This window comes from Flavobacterium sp. AC267, assembly GCF_979258715.1.
Genome location: NZ_OZ409875.1, coordinates 312,489 through 333,390, shown reverse-complemented (window position 1 = coordinate 333,390; position 20,902 = coordinate 312,489). Strand labels below are relative to the sequence as shown.

Sequence of the window (20,902 nt, the reverse complement as noted above, 5' to 3'; positions counted from 1 at the left end):
TATGAAAAAAATAACATACGTTCTTTTTTTGTTTTTAACACTTACTATGTCTTTAAGTGTTAAAGCGCAGGACATAATGAAGTCTAAAGATTTAAGTACAGTCAATGTAGATTATTTATCTGATGATGATTTGGCTAAAATTAGTGCGACTAAAAAGCAATAATGCAACAATTGATCAAGTTGAAGCAATGGCATTATCAAAAGGGATGAATCAAGCTAATTTCAACAAATTGAAAGTTAAACTTAATGAATATCAGAAAAAAATTCAGGGACAAAAAAAATTGATGAAAAAGCTGTCGATAAAGATTCTGATTCTGGAAGAAAACAGGAAAAGATCGAAAATTTCAAAGTAAAAGACTCAACAAATGCGCTTATTTTTGGATCTGAGCTTTTTGATAATCCAACTCTTAATTTTGAACCAGACTTAAAAATGGCGACTCCAATGAATTATGTTTTGGGACCTGGAGATGAAATTCAAGTTACTGTGTATGGCGTACAAGAGTATAATGGAAATCTACCAGTTAGTGTTGAAGGAAAAATTTCTATTGAATATGTTGGTCAAATCACTGTTTCAGGAATGACAATAGAAGTCGCAACACAAAAAATAAAAGCAACAATAGCAAAAGTTTATAGTACAGTTAGATCAGGTCAGTCACAGGTAAGTGTGAGTTTAGGTAAAATTCGAACAATAAAGATTACTGTAGTTGGAGGAAAACAGCCAGGTAACTATTCAATCTCTTCGTTAGCAACAGTTTATAATGCTTTGCACTTAGCGGGTGGGCCAGGAAAGAATGGAAGTTACAGAAATATTGAATTGATTCGAAATAATAAGGTTTATAAAAATATTGATATTTATCGATTTTTAGTAAAAGGAGATCAGTCTGATAATGTTAGTATAAAAGAAAATGATGTCATCAGGATTCCAGCTTACAGCCAGAGAGTTACTGTTGAAGGAGAAGTAAAAAGGCCTGGAGTTTTTGAAATGAAAAATGGAGAAAAATTCTCCGATTTATTAAATTTCGCTTCAGGATTTAATGAGTTTGCTTACACAGCTTCTGTAAATGTATTGCAAAAAACGGGAAAAGAATTTAAAGTTCATGATATAAATGAAAGTGAATATAGTTCATATCAGCCTCAATCTGGTGATGTTTTTAGAGTAACGAAAATATTGAATCGTTTTGAAAACCGTATTAAAATTGAGGGAGCTGTATTTAGACCTGATTATTATTCGTTCTCAGAAGGAATGCGTATTTCAGATCTTATCACCAGAGCTGAAGGTTTAAAAGAAGATGCCTATAGTAAGAGGGCAAGAATAATTCGTCTAAAAACAGATTTAACTACTGAAATTGTAAATTTAGATTTAGGAGCGACTTTATCGGGTGATTTAAATGCAGATATAGTTTTAAAACGTGAAGACATTGTTACAGTATATTCTATATTAGATTTTAGAGAAGAGTATAAAGTAACGATTGATGGAGAAGTGAAAAATCCTGGAGAATACGAATATTTTGAGAATCTAACATTAAATGATTTGGTTGTTCAAGTGGGAGGATTAACTGGTTCTGCTTCTAAAAGAGTTGAAATTGCGAGAATGATAAAGTCAGATGCCATTGATGATGCTGATCCGAAGCGAATAGAATTAATTGAACTTGAGATTACAGCAGATAATAATGAACAAATTAAAAATTTTATTCTAAAACCTTTCGATGTTATTAACATTCGCCGCATGGCAGTTTATGAAAGGCCTGAAATGGTGATTGTAAGTGGATCTGTTGCATATCCTGGTAAATATGTTCTAGCTAACAAAAAAGAAACTGTTTACAATGTAGTAATGAGAGCAGGCGGTTTAACATCTATTGCTAACCTGGATGGAATGAAAATTAAGCGACCAATAAAACAAGAACAGATTGAGACATTAGAAAGATTTGATTTAAATATTTCTAAAAATGATACTTTAAAAGGTAAGCTAGCTAAGAAATTGAAAGAGGATTTAAAATATGCAACAATTCCAGTAAATTGGGAAAAAATCGTAAAAGATAAAAATCATTTTTCTAATGTTACATTATTTCCAGGTGATGAAATTGAAGTTGCTGTTTATAATGAGGGGGTTAAAGTAACAGGAAATGTTTTATTGACTTCTGAAATTCCATATAGAAGCGGTAAAGGCTTTAAATACTACATTAATGCAGTTGGAGGTGTTGATAATAAAGGATGGAAGAAAAAAGCATATATAATTTATCCAAATGGAAAAGCTGATGTAACAACTTCATTTTTATTTTTTAGATCTTATCCTAAAGTGCAACCTGATTCACAAATTGTAGTACCAGAAAAACCAGATAGAAAAAAGATGACTACAGGCGAATGGGTTGGTATAGGAAGTGTGATTTCTAGTTTAGCTTTATTAATTATTACAGCCTTTAAATAATATCTTAAATGGAGAAAAATAAGATTGAAAGCGATGGAATCTCGTTTATAGAATTAATTCAAAAAATTAGAGAATGGTCTCATTTTTTGCTTTCCAAATGGAAAATTATCGTTTTTGCTGGATTTATTGGCGGAGGACTCGGACTAACCTATGCATTTTTAAAAAAACCTATTTATACAGCAACATTGTCTTTTGCACTAGAGGATGAGAAATCTGGAGGTGGCGGATTAGGAAGTGCTTTAGGTTTGGCAAGTTCCTTTGGTTTAGATTTAGGTGGAAGTGGAGGAGGCGTATTTGCTGGCTCTAACTTAACAGAATTGTTTAAATCAAGATCAATGGTTGAGAAAACCCTTTTATCCCCAGTTGTATTTGACGGCAAAGAAATTTCAATAGCTGAAATGTATATTGCAAATAATAAATGGAGAAAAAATTGGTCTGATAAACCATCTTTAAACAAAGTCCAGTTTCTCCCAAATGTTAATCGCAAAAACTTTTCAAGGGTCCAAGATAGTATATTAGGAGCGATGTATAATGACCTATCTAAGTCAAGTTTGTCGGTTTTGCAAAAAGATAAAAAAGCATCTATAATAAGTATTGATGTTACATCTGAAAATGAATTATTCGCCAAATTCTTTTGCGAAGCTTTAGCTAAGCAAGTAGGAAAATTTTATATAGAGACTAAGAGTAAAAAAGCTCGAATGAATATGGATATTCTAGAGCATCAAGTTGATTCGATACGTGGTGAGCTTAATGGAGCAATCACTGGTGTTGCAATTGCAAACGATAATACTTTCAATCTAAATCCTGCACTAAATATACGTCGAGCGCCTTCTGCTAGAAGACAAGTTGACGTTCAGGCTAATACGGCCATTTTAACAGAGTTAGTCAAACAGGCTGAACTAGCAAAGGTTACTTTACGCAAAGAAACTCCGCTAATTCAGGTAATTGATAAACCAATTTTACCATTAGCTAAGGAAAAGTTCGGAAAATTAAAAGGTATTTTATTAGGGGGAATCTTATCAGGATTTTTAGCCGTTTTTATTCTTGTATTTCGACGAATTTTAAACGAGACTGAAATTTAAAATTTAAATATATTGAAAAGGAATACAAGTTTACTTTTTTAATAAGAATTGTAAAGTTACTAGTTGGGATTTTAAATTTATCTCTTACCGCAAAATATTTTGGCGTAAGCTTAGAGAAAGACGTATGGTTACTAGCTCTATCTGTTGTTTTGTTTTTAGATATGGCAATTTGGGGGCCTATAAATGAAACTTTTCGATCGAAATTCATTTTTTTGCGTGGTGAAAGTGGAGAAAATGAAGCGCTAACAAAAACAAAATCACTACTTTTTTTTACTTTAATAATCTCTACAGGATTAGTTTGTTTTATTCTTATTTTTCCTCAGTTGTTAGCTAAGATTATTGCTCCTACATATTCGGGAATTCAATATGACAAGCTAATCACAATGATTTTGATTGTCGCACCAATATTGTTGATTACTCAGCTTTCTGCGATAGCCACTAGTGTATTAAATGCCTATGAATCTTTTTTTGTGCCAGAAATAACAGGATTTGTTACTTCAATTATAAATTTATTTCTACTAATTTTTCTTGCACCATACATTGGAATATATTCTTTAGTTTTATCTTATTACATTGGAGCAATACTCTTACTTCTATTATTAATTTTGCAAATAAAAAAATTGAAGATTTCAATTTTTTCTTATTCTAGTATAAAGTTTAATGATTTTAAGATTTTTTTCTTTTCGCTCTTCCTTTTTTCTTGCCATATTCCTTTGGTCAAATATCAGCGGTTTTAGAAAAGACTTTAGTTAGTACTTTAGGAATTGGATATGTATCGGTACTTGATTATTCGAGAAAATTTACTGATATTTTTACGAGTGTTTTAACAAGTGTGCTTGTAACTATGCTAGTACCTGTACTGTCTTCAAAGTTTATTGAAAAAAAGCCTAAAGAATTTACTGCAAATTTCATGGAAATTTTACAATTAGGAATTCTTTTATTGTGTTTTGTAATTCCAATATTTACTTCATGTTCATTATCTTTTGTTTATATCTTTTTTGATAAAGGTAAAATTCCACATAATATGTTATTTGAAATAAGTCAATTAACGATTTATTATAGTTGGAGCATATTAGCTGTTTTTATTTATGTAATTTTTGGAATGGCTCTGTTGTCTTCTAATGACAGTAAGAAGTATGCTTTTTTAGGAGTATGTGCGCAAATTATTTCTATTTTATTAAACTTGACACTTGTTTCAAGTGTGGGAATTTATATGTTTCCAATTTCATTATTTATTTCTCATTTTATTATTGGTTTAATAATGGCCTATAATTTTCCTTACAAATCAAAAACCATTATCGTAGTATTTTTTAAATATGTCAGTATTCTTGTTTTAACAGCTGTAATAGTCTTTTTCATTAATAAAATAATTAATGATAGTATTAACCCATTTCTTCATATTTTAAGTAATCTAATTCTTGTTACAATTCTTATTATTGGGTCGTTATATCTTTTTGATTTGGACGAGAAGAATGTTGTTTATAAGTACATTATAAAATTTAAAGAAAAATGCCGAAATTTTTAACTATTTTTCCTAAGACTTCAAATGTTCATTTGATAAAAGATGTAGGTATGATTCCTTATGTTCTCCATAAAGAATTTGGATATTATTCGACACTTGCTAGCTTTAAAAATGGAGAGTATCCTTATATAGAAAGCGATGTAAAAGGGTTAGAACATCTTTTTATTAGTAAAAAATTTAATAACGAAATACTTGATGTATGTTGGTATATATTGTTGAATTTTAGAAAGTACGAAATTGTCCAGTGTTATCATATTTCAAGAGAAAGTATTATTTATTTAATGTTTTTTAAAATTTTAAAAAATATTACATTTTCTAAGAATGTTACTTATTTAAAATTTGATGCTAATGATTCTATAAAAAATAAAGGATTAAGTAAAAGATTAGTTTATATATTAAAGAAAATCGATATTTTAAGTGTTGAAACAAAAACCTTGCATAGTTATTTAAATACTAAAAAGTTATTTGACGGTATTTTAAATTATATTCCAAACGGATATTATAACACTAAAAACAAAGTTAAGTTTAGTTCTAAAGAAAATATAATTTTAACAGTAGGTAGAATTGGTAGTAAAGAAAAAAATAATGAAGAATTACTAAAATCATTTAGAGATTTTGCACAAAAAAATGAAGATTGGAAATTAGAGTTAGTTGGGCCTATTGAGGAAGGATTTAATAAGTATATTGATGATTATTTTAAGGAAAATCCAAATTTAATATCTAGGGTAATGTTTAGTGGTAACATTACAGATAGAGATATATTGCAAACGAAATACGATAGAGCAAAAATATTTGCATTGACTTCTCCTATGGAAGCTTTTCCACTAGTTTTTCTAGAAGCCATTAAATCGGGTTGTAGTTTGATTTCTCCAAACTTTTCATCCGCAATTGATGTTACTTCAAATGGAAAATTAGGGACGTTATTCAATGTTGGTGATTATGATTGTTTAACAACACAAATTATCGAAATGGTAGAAGACTCCACGAAACTCGAGCATAACTGTGAAAAAATACAGGAATATGCTTATAATAATTTTTATTGGAAAAAAAATTTGTGGAGAGCTTAATAAAATTATTTTGCAAAATCTTAACTAAAGTTAAATATTATATATAGACTATGATTAAGTATTTAAAATTAATAAATCTTCTTAGAGTAGAATTCATCTGGAATTTAAAAAGAAGAATGCAGATGGTCCAATGGAGAGCAATTAATAAACATAATTCTACGACACTTTCGATAAACGTTAAAAATCCTAAAATAATAACTGCTGGGAAATATTCTTATGGTGAAATTAATGTTGAATCGTTTGAGAATAAAAATGAGAAATTAGTTATTGGAAATTTTGTAAGTATTGCTTCTAATGTTGTATTCATATTGGGAGGAAATCATCAAATTGATAAATTTACTACTTACCCAATAAAAGCACATTTTTTAGAGGAATTTTCAGAAGAAGATGCGGGTACAAAAGGACCTGTCATTGTAGAGGATGAGGTTTGGATTGGGAATAATGTAATCATTTTGTCTGGTGTAAAATTAGGAAAAGGCTCTATAATTGCAAGCAGGAAGTGTTGTAACTAAAGATGTTCCGCCATTTTCGATTGTGGGTGGTAATCCTGCAAAATTTATAAAATGGAGAATTTCTGAAACTGTAATAGAACAACGAAATGCACTTAATTTGAAAGAGATTGACTTAAAAGTAATAATGGAAAATGTTGAGGTGTTTTATAACACCTTGGATCAATATACAATTAATTTAATTAAAAACAAAATTTAATGGTTTCTATAATCATAGTAAACTATAACACTAGAGAGATAACGGCTAATTGTGTTCACTCTATATATCAACATACCAAGTTGATTGACTTTGAAATTATCATTGTTGATAATGCTTCAACCGACGGTTCGCAAGAGTATATAAAAAACAAACTTTCCAAAGGTTAAGCTAATAAATTCTAAAGAAAATATCGGATTTGGAAGAGCTAATAATTTGGGAGCTCAACATGCAAAAGGAGAGTTTTTGTTTCTATTAAATTCTGATACTATTTTAATTGAAAATTCTATATTAAAATTTATATCTTTTTTCAGTAAAAATGAAAACGAACTGAATATTGGAGTTTTAGGTACAATATTGGTTGACGAGAACCTTGAACGTAACGGTTATGGAAATAGTTTTCCCACTTGTCATAAAGAGAATAAAAAAAATTGGAGAAAGATTCCTTTTTTAAGATCTTTTATATTAGATCCAATTGCTATAACATATGATTTTGGAAAGGAATATTTTGAGATCGACTATGTAATAGGTGCAGATATGTTCTTAAGAAAAAAGCTTTTTGATAAAATGAACGGTTTTTCCGAAGATTTTTTTATGTATTATGAAGAATCCGATTTACAGAAACGAATTTCTAATTTAGGTTATAAGCAGTACATCTTTACCAATACAAAAATTATTCATCTGGAAGAAGTAAGCTGACAAAGTAATAGAGAATTATTCTAACAGAAAAAGAATAATAACGCACCAAAGTAGAGCAATTTATTTAAAGAAAAATGATTTCAAGAATTTTTATAAATATGTAATATCTGATTTTCTTTTTCTTAGTTTAAATTTTTTAAATTTTAAGTATACAATGAGGGAAAATTTAAAATACTTTAAAGAAGTAGCAAAAAAATATTAAGCAAAAAAGTTTTATAAATCAAAAAATAATAAGATCATAAAAAATGAATATTTTAATATTTGGATCAACAGGATTTATTGGAAAAAATTTAATCTTACATCTATCTCAGTGCCATCAAATAGAAGTTGCAAAGATTGATGAGGAAGATTTGATCTTGAAGGAAAAAATAAAGAATGCAGATGTTATTATAAATGCTTCGGGGGTTTCTAGATCTAACTTAGAGAGTGACTTTTTTTTATATAACATTTACCATTCGCATGACGAGTATTTTCTTTTATAAACGAACATGAAAATAAGATGTATATCTATTTTTCATCCATTCATTATTCATCAGATAGTATATATGGATTTAGTAAAAGGTATAATGAGTTTTTGTTAAGTGATTTAAAATTTAAAGAAAAAAACTACTTTTTATGTTTGAGAATTCCAAGTATATTTGGTCCAGGAATGAAGCCTAATTATGTTTCAGTTGTGGCTACTTTTTGTAATAACATAGCAAATAAATTAGAAAGTAATGTTGTAGATGGTGGGAAGACACTTAAATTGCTGTATGTTGGCGATTTACTGAAAAATATTAATAATAAAATAATTAATAAATCTCATGCGGGATTTGAAATAATTGAATTATTTTCTGAAACTGTCGAAATTACAGTTAATGATTTATTCGAAACTATAAAAAATATTGAATTTAATTTTTCTCAGAACCAGAAAAATATATTCCTAAATAATTTATTTCTTACATATAACTCTTATTTAAATAAAATATGAATACAGACTTTCTAAAAGGCAAAACAATTACTATAACAGGGGGAACAGGATCATTTGGATCAACATTGTTAGATTTTTTAAGCGATAGCGAGGTTAAAAAAATTAAAATTGTTTCAAGAGATGAAACAAAACAAGATACTTTAAGGAAAAAATTTCCAAGTGATAAGGTTGAATTTATTATAGGAGATATTAAAGATCGTGATTCATTATTTGGTTCTTTTGAAAATTCTGATTATGTATTTCATGCGGTTGCTTTGAAATATGTACCTTCTTGTGAGTTTTTTCCTTTTGAAGCAGTTAAAACAAATATAATTGGATCAAATAATGTTTTAGAAGTAGCAAGATTAGTCGATGTTAAAAAAGTTGTAATGCTAAGCACAGATAAAGCAGTACAACCGATAAATGCAATGGGTATGTCAAAAGCTATGATGGAGAAATTGACTTTCACTTATGGTTTAAATCACAAAAGTACTGTGAAGACTATTTATAACGTTACTAGATATGGAAATGTGATGGGATCCAGAGGTTCAGTAATTCCTTTATTTATCAAGTTGCTTTTAAATAACGAAGAATTAACCGTTACTGATATGAATATGACAAGGTTTATGATGTCGTTACAAGAATCAGTAAATTTAGTTCTGTACGCTTTAGAAAATGGTACGCAAGGTGAGTTATTTGTTCAGAAGGCACCTAGTGCAACAATTGAATGTTTAATTAGTGCATTAGAAGTTATATTTAATAAAAAAGCTAGAATAAAAACAATAGGTTTTAGACACAGTGAAAAGCTTCACGAAACTTTACTTTCTTCCGAAGAAGCCACCAGATCATCAAGTCATGATAATTATTTTAGAGTACAACCTGATTTAAGAGATTTGAATTATTCAAATAATAATAGTTCTACAGGAAATTCTTCTACATTGCCATTTGATTCAAGTAATACAAAAAATTCTTAATACGGAAGAATTGGTTCAATTATTATTGAAACAGGACTTTATACAGAAATATTTAAAATAATTATAAAAGAGTATATATGTAATTTAACATCAATGCCCTTAAATGAATTTATAAATTAAGGAGTTAGGTGTTTTAAAATTTAGAAATGAAGAAAATAATTATTATTGGATCCGATAGTAAATTTGGAATGGAAAGAAGTTACAAATCGGCATTAGAAAAATGTAACTTTGAAGTAGAAATAGTTGATTTTAAGAATCTTTGCAATTCTTTTATACCAATCAAATTTTTAAAAAGAGTTGGATTATACATTGATGTTCTACCTTCAACGATACGTGGAAATCATTCTATTTCGAAAAAGGTATTTACAGAAAGACCTCACGCTATTATTGTATTTACAAGTGTTTTGATATATCCTGGAACAATTGAATATTTTAAGATTTTTTGCAATAATGTTTCTTTCTACTGGCCGGATTCAATAGTTAATATGTCCAGCGCGGTTTTTTCTAATTTAAAACATTATCATAATATTTATACACACTCTGAAAAAAATGTTGAAATTTTTGCAAGTAATGGTGTAAATTCTAAGTGGTTGCCTTTCGCAGGAGATACGCTCTTAACCAAAAATTATATTGCAAATTCAGAGAAACAAAGCGAGTTTGATTTTTCTTTTGTGGGTGCGTATAGACCTGAACGTTATGAGGCAATAAATGAGTTGATGAAGAACTTTACAAATAGCAAATTTTTAATTGTTGGTCTTGGATGGGAAAAACTTTCATTTCATAATAAAAAAAATCTTGACATCGTCAGTAAAATGGTAGATTTAAATGAGTTTTTAAATTATACAGCAAAAAGTAAAATTGCTTTAAATGCTATTGATCATTTAAATTATCCTTCTTCCAATTTAAGATTTTTGAAATTGCTCTTTCGTCAATTCCTCAGATTTCAACTTTTGTACCTGAGTTTAAGGATAAATTCATAGATAAAGAGCATGTTTATTATTATAGAAATTTGGAAGAATTAGTTACAATTGCTAATTATATATTAGAAAATTATAATGATGCATTAATTAATGCTTGCTAAATTTAGAAAAGCAATTGATTTAGATGACAATTACATTTCAAGAGCTAAATTTTTGATAAATGATTTTGTTAATGATTTGAATTAATAGTATTCTTTTAGGAATTAATTTGAAATAATATTGTATTCTTTGAAAATTTGAAATCTCTTAACAACTTGTTTTGATATATATATGTACGTTTTTACTGTTTAGCTTATTTGCTTATTTTGAAGTACGAATTAATTTGACTGAATACAATAAAAAGTTATTGTATAGTATAATTTTTATTTTTTTAATATTTCAGGTTGGATTTAGATGGGAAACTGGTACAGACTGGGTTCCTTACTATAAACATTTTCTAGTCGCTGGAGCGTTTGAGAAAATTTTTGTTGATGTATTATTAGGTTTTGAAATTGGGTATGGGTATTTTGTTTATTTTGTTAGATTATTTACAGATCAATACACTGTTTTTTTAGTAATTCATGCTTTAATTTATTATTCTCTAATATTCAAAGCTAATAAATTATTAAGTCCTTATCCCGTACTATCGATGTTTATATTTTATACTTCGACAATGGGAATTTTAGGTTCAAATAGGCAACTTTTAGCCTTGGCTATTTGTCTTTATTCATTAAAATTCATTTTAGAAAAAAAGAATAAACTATTTTTTTTATGTGTCTTTTTTGCATTTTTGTTTCATACTTCTGCACTTTTTTTTCTCATTTATTATTTTTTAAATAGAGATTTTAAAAAACATTTTGTGATCGGTGCTTTAGTATTAGCAATTATAATAGGTAAATCTAGTATCCCTACGTATGCTTTTTCTAGTTTTGCAAATTTTTTAGGAGGAGCTTCGTCAGATAAAGCTGAAGGTTATGTATTAAATCAGCTATCCGAAACATCTTTGAGTTTGACGGGGTTAATTAGGCGATTATTTTTCTTTGTACTATTTATAGTCAACTATGATTTACTTGTTAAAAAATGGCAACCTTACAGACTTATATTTAATGGTTATGTATTTGGACTTTGCATCTATTTCTTGTTTAAAGAAACTTTTATAATTTTAGTAGGTAGAGGAAGTTTCTATTTTAATGTTATGGAATGTTTTTTATTAGCTAGCCAGTTATTGTTATTTAAGTACAAAAAGGAACGAAGTTATATTTTGATAATTCTGTTAATATATGCTTGCTTGATATTTTATCAATCCATTTCCGAATTTCCAATGTTATTTTTACCATATAAGGGACTTTTTATAAACGAATATTTTCCAAGAGAAGGACTATAATTTTTATTTTACCACAGCATTAATATTTTATTTCAACTATGAACTCTTCAAAAAAACTTATAATATTTTCATTTGATTTTCCACCTTCGAACGGAGGAATAGCTAGACTTTGTCAAGAAATCGCAGTTGGAATGAAACCTTATTATGAATCAATCCAAGTTTTAACACCAGAGAAGGAGGGTGTCAACCTTCCATATAATTTGAAAGAAGTTGAAGTTACTAGGCTTCCTAAAAGACGTGTTTTATGTGAGTTAAAGGCTATAAGATTTTTATCTAAAATAAAGGACAAGAATAATTATGATATCATATGTGGAACTTGGCATCCCGAAGCTCTTTTATGTAAGATAAGCGGCTTTAAAAATATATTTATTTTAGCTCATGGAGCAGAATTAACTAGCGGAAAATCTTTCTTTAGAAAAAAATTTGGCTACCCTTCTATGCAAAGTTTATTTTAAACAACGTAAAATTAACAATTGCTAATAGTAATTTTACCAAAAAATTGGTTTACAAAATTTCCAATTCCGCTAATTGCAAAGAATTACCATTGGGGGTAAATGATAGTTTTTTTAAACCTTCGAATTTAGAAAAATCAAGCGAAAAACTTAAAATTTGCACCGTATCAAGAATAGAAGAGTTTAAGGGACATGATTTTATTGCTAACACTTTAGTAAAACTAAATCAGGAGTTTGAAGATAAAATAGTATGGAATATTGCAGGTACAGGAGGATATCTTAAGACACTAACTGAAACAGTTAATAATTTGGGAATTTCACGTTTAGTTAATTTTCATGGTTTTGTTAAAGATGAGGATTTGCCTGACTTCTATAATTCTAATGACTTATTTATTTTATGTACGAGAGAAAATCCAAAAGATATTAATGTAGAAGGATTTGGATTGGTTTTTTTGGAAGCTCAATCTTGTGGAATACCTGTTATTGGTACAAGAACAGGGGGAATCGCAGATGCTATAGAAGAAAATAACGGAGGGTGGTTAATCGAACAAAATAATGAATTAGAATTGTATCATTTAATAAGGAACTTATTAAATGATAAATCAATATTACATTATGAAGGCTTGCTAGCTAGAAAGAGGGTGGAAGAAAAATGTACTTGGAAGATTTATTGTGAATATTTATTTCTGATAATGAAGTAATAATTAAATAAGTTTAAAAGTTAATAAGAATTATAAATTATGTCAACAAAGGAGAAGCCATTAGTTAGTGTTGTTATACCAGTTTTTAATGCTTCAAATACAATCTTATCAACCCTTGAATCTGTAAGAGGTCAAAGTTACAAGCAATTTGAAATTATAATTGTAAACGATGGAAGTAAAGATTCTTCAGAACTCATTATTTCTGATTATATAGAAAAACATAAAGGATTAAGTATTAAATACATCAGTCAATTGAACCAAGGAGTTTCAAAAGCAAGAAATGTAGGGATGAAAAATGCAGAAGGAGACTTTATAGCGCTTCTAGATAGCGATGATGAATGGTTACCCAACAAATTAGAACGACAAATAAATGTTTTTTTTGAAAGATCGGATATTGATTTTTTTAGGAACGAATCGAAATGGAGAACATTTTGAAAAATTTTTAAATATCAAATTTGAGTTATTAACTAAGATTTCAGCAAAAAAATTACTTTACAAAATGTTTTTCATTACACCAACAGTAATTTTTAAAAAAAATATTCTGACTGATGTTGGTTTTTTTGATGAGAATCAAAGTTTTAGTGAAGATGCAAATTATTTCATAAAGATTGCTATTTCTAAAAGTTGTTATTTATTAAATGAAAGCCTTGTAATTACTGGTGGTGGTAAAACTTATTTTGAAGAGCGAGGTCTTTCTAGCAATGTTTGGGCAATGCAAAAAGGAGAATTCATAAACTTAAATTATGCTTTTAAACGTAAAGTGATCAATGTGTTAGAGTATATTTTAATTTTTAATTTTTATTGGTTAAAATATTGCAGAAGGATATTGTTGATAAAAAATACGAAATTTTAAAAAAAATAAGTTTATCAGAAAGTCAAAAAAAACAGGAATTTTAAATAAATAGATGAAGATTTTAATTGTGATAACCGATTACGGTAGTTTTAATAATTTTTTGTCAGAAATCAGTGTGGCACTTAGTTTGGATAATGAAATTCATGTGGTTTGCTCACCTTCAAATGTCATTAATATTATAGATAAATTTGATTACAAAAAATACAATTTAACATTTCACTTTATTGACATTCCAAGGTCTACCTCTATAGTGAAACTAGTAAAAGCGGGGTTTAAAATTAGGAACCTGATTAAAAAACAGAAAATTAACTTAGTCTATGCACATTTTACGACTGGAATTTTTCCAGTAATATTGTTGAAACGTAAAGATATAGAATATTGGGGAACCTTTCATGGATTAGGAATGAATGCAAGTTCAGGATTAAGAAAAATCATGTTTACTATTGTTGAAATGTTCTGTTTTGCTAGATTAGACAAAGTATTTCTTATAAATAAAAAAGATTTTGATTTAGTTTCTAAAATCTTTAAAAAGAAAACTTATAAGTACAATTCATGTGGAGTGGGATGCGATATCAATAAGTTTAATAGTGATAACTTTCAATTAATAGATAAAACTAATATAGTAAAAGCACTTAAAATTGAAAATAGGTTCGTAATAACTTTTACAGGCAGATTTGTGGAGTTTAAAGGGTTTGATTTAGTATATCGTAGCTTTGTAAAGTTGAGTGAAAAATATCCAGATTCTTTCGTTTTGTTCGTCGCTTGGAGGAAAAGATCCTATACATCCTTCAGGTCTAACAGAAGATGAGGAAATAATTTTAAAAGAAAATAATGACATTAGTAATATCGGTTATACTTCGGAGGTTGAAAAATATTTGAAGGTTTCGGATGTTTTTTTATTTCCAAGTAAAAGAAGGATTACCTGTTTGTATAGTCGAAGCTTTATCAATGGGGGTACCAGTGGTAACTTTAGATGAAAGAGGAAATTCTGATGTAGTAATAGACAACTATAATGGATATTTAATCAAATCATTTTCAAAGAAAATGATATTGATGAAATTGTAGCAAAAATTGAATATTTGTACAACCACAATGATGCTATTAAACTTTTTGTCTTCAAATTGTTTGCTTGATAGAAATAAGTATTCTAGATCATTTTTTGTTCAAGAACAGTTAAATCTTATTAATGATTACAAAAGCAAAGAAATAATTTAACTTTAATGGATAAAATATTAATTACAGGTAAATCTGGATTTGTAGGTACAAATCTTTCCAAATACTTAATTGATAATAGTTATAGTATTGATTCTATTTCGTTAAGAAACTCAGATTATAAATTGAATTTTGAAGCCGAAGTGGTTGTTCATTTAGCAGGTAAAGCACACGATACAAAAAACACAACTAATCCTTCTGAATATTTTGTAATAAATTCAGAATTAACTAAAGTTCTTTTTGATTCATTTTTAGAAAGCAAAACACGAGATTTTATCTATTTCAGCAGCGTAAAAGCTGTCGCAGATGATGTGCTAGGAATTTTGCATGAAGATGCATTACCTACTCCCAAAACACCATATGGAAAATCAAAACTCTATGCAGAACAATATATTTTATCAAAAGAAATTCCACAAGGAAAAAGAGTTTTCATTATTAGGCCTTGTATGATTCATGGACCAGGAAACAAAGGAAATTTAAATCTTCTTTACAATGTGGTAAAAAAAGAGAATTCCTTATCCTTTGGCAACATTTCATAACGAAAGATCTTTTTTGGGAATTGATAATCTAAATTTTTTAATTAAAGAGATTATTGAAAATAAAAATATAGCATCTGGAGTTTATAATTTTGCAGATGATGAGGTTATGTCAACAAATGATCTGATTAAAATTATTTCTTCTGTTTCTAATAAAAAAAGCTTATTAATTAATATTTCTAAACCAATTATAAATAGAATAGGAAAGTTTGGTGATTTAATAAAATTCCCTTTGAATTCTGAAACCATTCAAAAACTTACAGAAAATTATCGAGTTTCAAATCAAAAAATAAAGTTGGCAATAGGAATAGAGAAATTACCTTATACTGCTACGCAAGGTTTAGAAAAAACAATAAAAAGTTTTATAAATAAATAATGGAATACACAATTATAGGAATTATCTTAGTGACAATAATGTTGCTTTACTTCAAAGTAGCAAATCGTTTCAATATTATCGATAAACCTAATCAAAGGAGTTCACACACCGAGGTAACATTAAGAGGAGGCGGAATTATTTTTTGGTTCTCAGCTTTAATTTATTTTATTCAGAATGTGGAAAGTAATTACCTTTTTTTACAGGAATAACTTTAGTTAGTGTCGTAAGTTTTTGGGATGACATTCAAAGTTTATCTAATAAAATTAGAATTTCTGTTCATTTTCTTGCGATTTCAGTATTGTTTTATAGTTTAGGTGTATTTGATTCATTTCCCGTTTGGGGTATAGTAATTTCATATATTTTATCTATCGGAATAATAAATGCTTACAATTTTATGGATGGAATAAATGGAATCACTGGTCTGTACACTTTAGCAGTCATGGGATCACTACTCTACGTAAATACTAAAATTCAACTTTTTACAGATAGTACGTTTATTAAATATGCAATAATAGCAAGTTTGGTTTTTTTGTTTTTTAATTATAGAAAAAAAGCTAAGTGTTTCGCTGGAGATGTAGGAAGTATTGCAATATCTTTTTGGGTTATCTATCTGATATTAAAACTTGTTTTGATAACAAACTCGCTTATATGGCTTTTATTTTTGGCAGTTTATGGAGTTGATGCCATTTGTACAATTATGCATCGATTATATTTAAAACAAAACATTTTTGAAGCACATCGTTTACATTTATATCAAGTTTTGACTAACGAGTATAAGATACAGCATAGATCGATATCTTTTTATTATGCTTTGGTTCAAATTTTAGTTTCTGTTTTAGTAATATATCTTTATCAAAAAGTGCAAGATTCAATTGTTTTTGTTATTGTAATTTTACCATTACTTTTTATCTATTCCTCAAAGTTTTATCTATTAAATAGAATTAATTCAACTTTTAAAGCATGATTCCTAAAATTATTCAAGGTGGAAATTTTTCAGATCATAGGAGGTAGTGTTTCCTATGTTAATGATTTTAGTTTTAACGATATTGAAAGGTTTTATATTATAAGTAATTCTAAAGAAAATCCCTTGCGTGGATGGCAAGGACATAAGTTAGATGCTAAAAATTTTTATTGTATTTCGGGGTCTTTTAAAATTCATTTTATTAAAATTGATGATTGGGAAAATCCTTCTAAAGATTTAAGTATTGGGACAGTTTTCGTTTCTGATTCAGATAGTAAAATAGTACATATTCCTGCAGGTTATGCCAACGCAATAGAATCTTTAGAAGAAAACTCAAAGCTAATGTCATTTTCTACATTGTCATTAGCAAATGTTAGTGAGGATGATGTTCGTTATCCATCAGATTATTGGTCAATTAATAATGAATAATAAGAGAATTTATCTGTCGTTATCTCAAGAAAGCGGTTTTGAGCAAGAATATATTCAAAAGGCGTTAAAATCAAATTGGATTACTTCGGGAGGTCCAAATGTTGATGAATTTGAAAATGAACTACAAAATTATCTTGAAAAAGATTCATTTGTTGCGGCATTGAACTCAGGAACATCAGCAATACATCTAGCTTTAATTTTACTGGGAGTTAAAGATGGAGATGAGATAATTTGTCAAAGTATGACATTTGCGAGCCTTCATCAAATCCGATTTTATATCAAAATGCAGTTCCAGTATTTGTTGATAGTGAGCCAGAAACATGGAATATTTGCCCAGAGAATCTAGATATTGCGATAAAAGATCGAATACAAAAAAGGTAAAAAACCAAAAGCGATTATTGCAGTTCATTTATATGGGATGCCTTATAAAGTAGAAGAAGTTCATAAAATTGCCAAAAAACATGAAATTCCCATTATTGAAGATAGCGCAGAAGCTCTTGGAAGCAGGTACAAAGGATTAAAATGTGGTAGCTTTGGAACTTTTGGAATTTTTTCTTTTAATGGAAATAAAATTATTACAACTTCAAGTGGAGGTGCATTAATTGTTAAATCAAAAGAAAAAAAAGATAAGACAATTTTTTACGCTACACAATCTAAAGATAACGTCGCGCATTATCAGCACAGTGAATTAGGGTATAATTATAGAATGAGTAATATCTGTGCAGGAATAGGTCTTGGACAATTAAAAATATTAGAAGACAATATTCGGTCAAGAAGAAATAATCATTTGTTTTACAAAGAAATTTTTAAAGGAATTAATGAAGTAGAACTTTTTGATAATTTTAATGAAGATTTCTTTTCAAATTACTGGCTCAATACAATATTGTTAAAAACAAAAGAGCAAAGAGAAAATTTAAGAATTGCTTTTGAAAAGGCAAATATTGAAAGTCGTCCTTTATGGAAACCAATGCATTTACAGCCAATCTTTGAAAAATATCCTTACTACGGGAATGATGTAGCAGAAAAGTTGTTTGAAAATGGATTGTGTTTACCTTCAGGATCAAATTTAACACATACAGATAAAATTAGAATTAAGAAGGTAATTTCTGATTTTTTTAATAGAATTGTAATTTAAATATGAAAATCGAAAAAACATTTATTGAAGATTTAGTAATTGTAGAACCAACAGTTTTCGGAGACGAGAGAGGTTATTTTTTTGAATCTTACAGTAAAACAAAATTTGAAGATTTAGGAATTAATATTGATTTTGTTCAGGATAATCAATCCTTTTCAAAAAAAGGAACTTTAAGAGGGTTGCATTATCAAAATCCTCCTTTTGCTCAAACTAAATTAGTTCGTGTGCTAGAAGGCGAAATTATTGATGTAGCGGTAGATTTGAGAAAAAATTCTCCAACTTACGGTAAAGCTTTTGGTATTTTATTATCAGCAGAAAATAAAAAACAATTATTAGTCCCACAAGGATTCGCTCATGGTTTTTCGGTTATCAGCGAAACGGCTTCAGTGATGTATAAATGTGATCAATTTTATAATAAAGCTTCTGAAGGAGGAATTAAATTTGACGATCCTTCATTAAATATTGATTGGGGAATGAATTTGGATGATGCAATTGTTTCAGAAAAAGATCAAATTCTTCCTTTTATTGATAACTGTAATAGTTTATTTTAATGAAAAAAATTCTAGTAACCGGTGCAACAGGACAATTAGGATCTGAGCTTTTAGTTTTAGCCCCTGTATATAATCAATATGAATGGATATTTGCAGATAGAACAAAAATAACTTTAGATAATTTAGAACTACTTAAATTACAATTAGAAGAAATAAAGCCTGATATTATATTTAATTGTGGAGCTTACACAGCTGTTGATAAAGCTGAATCAGAAAAAGAATTAGCGTTTAAAATAAATCATTTAGCAGTAGAAGCAATTGCAAAATATGTTAAAGGAAGTAATGCTAAATTAATTCATATTTCAACAGATTATGTTTTTGATGGATCTTCATCAATTGCTTTAGATGAAAAGGCAGACACAAATCCCGTAAATGTTTATGGAGAAAGTAAATTGGCGGGAGAAATTGCATGTTTAAAAGAAAATCCTGAATCAATTATTCTTAGAACTTCCTGGGTTTACAGCAAATTTGGAAATAATTTTGTAAAAACTATCCAGAGATTAATGCAGGAAAGAAACGAAATAAATGTTGTAAATGATCAGATTGGCTCACCGACATATCTTGCTGATTTAGCACAAGCTATGATTGATATAGTTGAATCTTCAAAATGGATTTCTGGAATTTACAATTACTCTAATGAGGGAGAAATTAGTTGGTATGAATTTGCTCTTTCAATAAAAGAATTAGGAAATTATAATTGTAAAGTTGGAGGGATTGCTTCGTCAGCATATCCAACTCCAGCTAAGCGACCAAGTTTTTCATTGTTGAATAAAGAAAAAATTAAGGCAACTTATAATTTAGTCGTTCCAAATTATAAGAAAAGTTTAAAAAAAATGTTTGTTTAAAATAGCTTTAGAATTGAGAAAAGATCTAAAGTTTAAAATCTCAAATTATCATTTATGAAAGGAATTATATTAGCGGGAGGTTCAGGTACAAGGTTACATCCTCTAACATTGGCGGTTAGTAAACAATTAATGCCAGTGTATGATAAGCCAATGATTTATTATCCACTGTCAACTTTAATGATGGCAGGAATTAATGAGATTTTGATTATATCAACTCCTCATGACTTACCGCACTTTAAGAAACTTCTGGGAGATGGAAATTCAATAGGGTGTAAATTTAGTTATGCTGAACAACCCAATCCAAATGGATTAGCCCAAGCTTTTGTAATTGGTGAAGATTTTATTGGAAAAGACAAAGTGGCTCTAGTTTTGGGAGATAATATCTTTTTTGGAACGAATATGCAACAACTGTTAAAAGATAATTCAGATCCTGATGGGGGAGTTGTTTTTGCTTACCATGTAGCAGATCCTGAAAGATATGGTGTTGTTGAATTTGATGACAACAAAAAAGCGATTTCTATTGAAGAAAAGCCTTTGGAGCCTAAATCTAATTATGCTGTTCCAGGTTTGTATTTTTATGATAATTCTGTAGTTGAAATAGCTAAAAATATTAAACCTAGTGCTCGTGGTGAATATGAGATTACAGATGTGAATAAAGTTTATCTTGAAAAAGGGCTGTTAAAAGTTGGAATCTTAAGCAGAGGTACCGCATGGCTGGATACAGGAACTTTTAATAGTTTAATGCAAGCTGGACAATTTGTTCAAGTTTTAGAAGAAAGACAAGGATTAAAGGTTGGCTGTATTGAAGAAATTGCATGGAGACAAGGCTTTATTAATGATGATCAACTTGAAGAATTAGCACTACCTTTGGTTAAATCAGGATATGGTAAGTATCTGATAGATTTTCTGAAACAAAAGAAAAAAGGTGTTAAAATTTAATTTGCCTATATAATTAATTATTTAAAACCTTTAATTTGTATTTTTGTACACCATTCAGATTTCATATATTTAAATAAAAACCCAATTGAGTACAGATAAACCAAATAGTATTACATCTTTATTGTATAAAACCTTTTCTCCAAGGA

Annotated in this window: 26 protein-coding genes and 2 pseudogenes; all 28 read left to right on the top strand. The window is 28.4% G+C overall.

Annotated features, from left to right (window positions below; all coding sequences use genetic code 11):
* The first annotated feature begins 1 nt into the window (after position 1).
* The 28 genes and pseudogenes from ACZZ95_RS01825 (at position 2) to rfbA (ending at position 20,756) form a co-directional block, all read left to right on the top strand.
* Positions 2-2,425, top strand: a pseudogene (locus tag ACZZ95_RS01825) (SLBB domain-containing protein).
* Between the two features lie 8 nt (positions 2,426-2,433).
* The gene (locus tag ACZZ95_RS01820) at positions 2,434-3,507 is read left to right on the top strand and encodes a lipopolysaccharide biosynthesis protein (RefSeq protein ID WP_463467806.1); all 1,074 of its coding nucleotides are present in this window, start codon (positions 2,434-2,436) and stop codon (positions 3,505-3,507) included.
* 11 nt (positions 3,508-3,518) lie between these two features.
* A complete protein-coding gene (locus ACZZ95_RS01815) occupies positions 3,519-4,244 on the top strand; it encodes a lipid II flippase MurJ (protein WP_463471609.1) in 726 nt (241 codons plus the stop codon).
* Positions 4,208-5,032, top strand: a complete 825-nt coding sequence (locus ACZZ95_RS01810) for a lipid II flippase MurJ (RefSeq protein ID WP_463467805.1) — start codon at positions 4,208-4,210, stop codon at positions 5,030-5,032. Before ACZZ95_RS01815 ends, ACZZ95_RS01810 begins: the two co-directional genes overlap by 37 nt.
* A complete protein-coding gene (locus ACZZ95_RS01805) occupies positions 5,017-6,096 on the top strand; it encodes a glycosyltransferase (RefSeq protein ID WP_463467804.1) in 1,080 nt (359 codons plus the stop codon). The genes ACZZ95_RS01810 and ACZZ95_RS01805 overlap by 16 nt, the downstream gene beginning before the upstream one ends.
* Positions 6,097-6,146: 50 nt before the next feature.
* Positions 6,147-6,608: an LbetaH domain-containing protein gene (locus ACZZ95_RS01800; RefSeq protein ID WP_463467803.1), complete on the top strand. Its 462-nt coding sequence runs from the start codon at positions 6,147-6,149 to the stop codon at positions 6,606-6,608.
* Positions 6,583-6,804, top strand: coding sequence for a hypothetical protein (locus ACZZ95_RS01795; RefSeq protein ID WP_463467802.1), 222 nt, complete (start codon positions 6,583-6,585; stop codon positions 6,802-6,804). Before ACZZ95_RS01800 ends, ACZZ95_RS01795 begins: the two co-directional genes overlap by 26 nt.
* Complete coding sequence (locus ACZZ95_RS01790) at positions 6,804-6,971, top strand: glycosyltransferase family 2 protein (RefSeq protein WP_463467801.1); 168 nt, start codon at positions 6,804-6,806, stop codon at positions 6,969-6,971. The genes ACZZ95_RS01795 and ACZZ95_RS01790 overlap by 1 nt, the downstream gene beginning before the upstream one ends.
* 46 nt (positions 6,972-7,017) lie before the next feature.
* The gene (locus ACZZ95_RS01785; RefSeq protein WP_463467800.1) at positions 7,018-7,500 is read left to right on the top strand and encodes a glycosyltransferase family protein; all 483 of its coding nucleotides are present in this window, start codon (positions 7,018-7,020) and stop codon (positions 7,498-7,500) included.
* Between the two features lie 245 nt (positions 7,501-7,745).
* On the top strand, positions 7,746-7,982 hold the full coding sequence (locus tag ACZZ95_RS01780; protein ID WP_463467799.1) for a hypothetical protein: 237 nt from the start codon (positions 7,746-7,748) through the stop codon (positions 7,980-7,982).
* Positions 7,983-8,074: 92 nt separating this feature from the next.
* Complete coding sequence (locus ACZZ95_RS01775; protein ID WP_463467798.1) at positions 8,075-8,470, top strand: Rossmann-fold NAD(P)-binding domain-containing protein; 396 nt, start codon at positions 8,075-8,077, stop codon at positions 8,468-8,470.
* Positions 8,467-9,423: a polysaccharide biosynthesis protein gene (locus ACZZ95_RS01770; RefSeq protein WP_463467797.1), complete on the top strand. Its 957-nt coding sequence runs from the start codon at positions 8,467-8,469 to the stop codon at positions 9,421-9,423. The genes ACZZ95_RS01775 and ACZZ95_RS01770 overlap by 4 nt, the downstream gene beginning before the upstream one ends.
* Positions 9,424-9,569: 146 nt before the next feature.
* The gene (locus ACZZ95_RS01765; RefSeq protein ID WP_463467796.1) at positions 9,570-10,403 is read left to right on the top strand and encodes a CgeB family protein; all 834 of its coding nucleotides are present in this window, start codon (positions 9,570-9,572) and stop codon (positions 10,401-10,403) included.
* A 346-nt stretch (positions 10,404-10,749) separates the two neighbouring features.
* Complete coding sequence (locus ACZZ95_RS01760; RefSeq protein WP_463467795.1) at positions 10,750-11,766, top strand: EpsG family protein; 1,017 nt, start codon at positions 10,750-10,752, stop codon at positions 11,764-11,766.
* Positions 11,767-11,804: 38 nt separating this feature from the next.
* Positions 11,805-12,221 (top strand): hypothetical protein, encoded by a 417-nt coding sequence (locus ACZZ95_RS01755; protein ID WP_463467794.1) that lies wholly within the window; start codon positions 11,805-11,807, stop codon positions 12,219-12,221.
* A gap of 44 nt (positions 12,222-12,265) precedes the next feature.
* Positions 12,266-12,919, top strand: a complete 654-nt coding sequence (locus ACZZ95_RS01750; protein ID WP_463467793.1) for a glycosyltransferase family 4 protein — start codon at positions 12,266-12,268, stop codon at positions 12,917-12,919.
* A gap of 39 nt (positions 12,920-12,958) precedes the next feature.
* A complete protein-coding gene (locus ACZZ95_RS01745; protein ID WP_463467792.1) occupies positions 12,959-13,354 on the top strand; it encodes a glycosyltransferase family 2 protein in 396 nt (131 codons plus the stop codon).
* On the top strand, positions 13,314-13,772 hold the full coding sequence (locus tag ACZZ95_RS01740; RefSeq protein ID WP_463467791.1) for a hypothetical protein: 459 nt from the start codon (positions 13,314-13,316) through the stop codon (positions 13,770-13,772). Before ACZZ95_RS01745 ends, ACZZ95_RS01740 begins: the two co-directional genes overlap by 41 nt.
* Positions 13,773-13,824: 52 nt before the next feature.
* Positions 13,825-14,580: a glycosyltransferase gene (locus ACZZ95_RS01735; protein ID WP_463467790.1), complete on the top strand. Its 756-nt coding sequence runs from the start codon at positions 13,825-13,827 to the stop codon at positions 14,578-14,580.
* Positions 14,581-14,660: 80 nt separating this feature from the next.
* Positions 14,661-14,837 (top strand): glycosyltransferase, encoded by a 177-nt coding sequence (locus ACZZ95_RS01730; RefSeq protein ID WP_463467789.1) that lies wholly within the window; start codon positions 14,661-14,663, stop codon positions 14,835-14,837.
* Positions 14,838-14,992: 155 nt separating this feature from the next.
* Complete coding sequence (locus ACZZ95_RS01725; RefSeq protein WP_463467788.1) at positions 14,993-15,523, top strand: NAD-dependent epimerase/dehydratase family protein; 531 nt, start codon at positions 14,993-14,995, stop codon at positions 15,521-15,523.
* A gap of 13 nt (positions 15,524-15,536) precedes the next feature.
* Positions 15,537-15,896: a hypothetical protein gene (locus ACZZ95_RS01720; RefSeq protein WP_463467787.1), complete on the top strand. Its 360-nt coding sequence runs from the start codon at positions 15,537-15,539 to the stop codon at positions 15,894-15,896.
* A gap of 205 nt (positions 15,897-16,101) precedes the next feature.
* Positions 16,102-16,860, top strand: a complete 759-nt coding sequence (locus ACZZ95_RS01715) for an MraY family glycosyltransferase (RefSeq protein ID WP_463471608.1) — start codon at positions 16,102-16,104, stop codon at positions 16,858-16,860.
* A gap of 18 nt (positions 16,861-16,878) precedes the next feature.
* Positions 16,879-17,286 (top strand): WxcM-like domain-containing protein, encoded by a 408-nt coding sequence (locus ACZZ95_RS01710; protein WP_463467786.1) that lies wholly within the window; start codon positions 16,879-16,881, stop codon positions 17,284-17,286.
* Positions 17,279-18,421: pseudogene (locus ACZZ95_RS01705) on the top strand (DegT/DnrJ/EryC1/StrS family aminotransferase). The gene ACZZ95_RS01710 and the pseudogene ACZZ95_RS01705 overlap by 8 nt, the downstream one beginning before the upstream one ends.
* Before the next feature lie 2 nt (positions 18,422-18,423).
* Positions 18,424-18,972, top strand: a complete 549-nt coding sequence (gene rfbC, locus ACZZ95_RS01700; protein ID WP_463467785.1) for a dTDP-4-dehydrorhamnose 3,5-epimerase — start codon at positions 18,424-18,426, stop codon at positions 18,970-18,972.
* The gene (gene rfbD / locus ACZZ95_RS01695; RefSeq protein ID WP_463467784.1) at positions 18,972-19,817 is read left to right on the top strand and encodes a dTDP-4-dehydrorhamnose reductase; all 846 of its coding nucleotides are present in this window, start codon (positions 18,972-18,974) and stop codon (positions 19,815-19,817) included. Before rfbC ends, rfbD begins: the two co-directional genes overlap by 1 nt.
* Before the next feature lie 54 nt (positions 19,818-19,871).
* Complete coding sequence (rfbA, locus tag ACZZ95_RS01690; protein WP_463467783.1) at positions 19,872-20,756, top strand: glucose-1-phosphate thymidylyltransferase RfbA; 885 nt, start codon at positions 19,872-19,874, stop codon at positions 20,754-20,756.
* The last annotated feature ends 146 nt before the right edge of the window (positions 20,757-20,902 follow it).

Coding starts and splice junctions, on each gene's coding strand:
- rfbD (WP_463467784.1), top strand. CDS start 18,972: ATGAAAAAAATTCTAGTAACCGGTGCAACAGGACAATTAGGATCTGAG.
- ACZZ95_RS01790 (WP_463467801.1), top strand. CDS start 6,804: ATGGTTTCTATAATCATAGTAAACTATAACACTAGAGAGATAACGGCT.
- ACZZ95_RS01745 (WP_463467792.1), top strand. CDS start 12,959: ATGTCAACAAAGGAGAAGCCATTAGTTAGTGTTGTTATACCAGTTTTT.
- ACZZ95_RS01780 (WP_463467799.1), top strand. CDS start 7,746: ATGAATATTTTAATATTTGGATCAACAGGATTTATTGGAAAAAATTTA.
- ACZZ95_RS01800 (WP_463467803.1), top strand. CDS start 6,147: ATGATTAAGTATTTAAAATTAATAAATCTTCTTAGAGTAGAATTCATC.
- rfbA (WP_463467783.1), top strand. CDS start 19,872: ATGAAAGGAATTATATTAGCGGGAGGTTCAGGTACAAGGTTACATCCT.
- ACZZ95_RS01735 (WP_463467790.1), top strand. CDS start 13,825: ATGAAGATTTTAATTGTGATAACCGATTACGGTAGTTTTAATAATTTT.
- ACZZ95_RS01770 (WP_463467797.1), top strand. CDS start 8,467: ATGAATACAGACTTTCTAAAAGGCAAAACAATTACTATAACAGGGGGA.
- ACZZ95_RS01755 (WP_463467794.1), top strand. CDS start 11,805: ATGAACTCTTCAAAAAAACTTATAATATTTTCATTTGATTTTCCACCT.
- ACZZ95_RS01725 (WP_463467788.1), top strand. CDS start 14,993: ATGGATAAAATATTAATTACAGGTAAATCTGGATTTGTAGGTACAAAT.
- ACZZ95_RS01805 (WP_463467804.1), top strand. CDS start 5,017: ATGCCGAAATTTTTAACTATTTTTCCTAAGACTTCAAATGTTCATTTG.
- ACZZ95_RS01820 (WP_463467806.1), top strand. CDS start 2,434: ATGGAGAAAAATAAGATTGAAAGCGATGGAATCTCGTTTATAGAATTA.
- rfbC (WP_463467785.1), top strand. CDS start 18,424: ATGAAAATCGAAAAAACATTTATTGAAGATTTAGTAATTGTAGAACCA.
- ACZZ95_RS01730 (WP_463467789.1), top strand. CDS start 14,661: ATGTTTTTTTATTTCCAAGTAAAAGAAGGATTACCTGTTTGTATAGTC.
- ACZZ95_RS01765 (WP_463467796.1), top strand. CDS start 9,570: ATGAAGAAAATAATTATTATTGGATCCGATAGTAAATTTGGAATGGAA.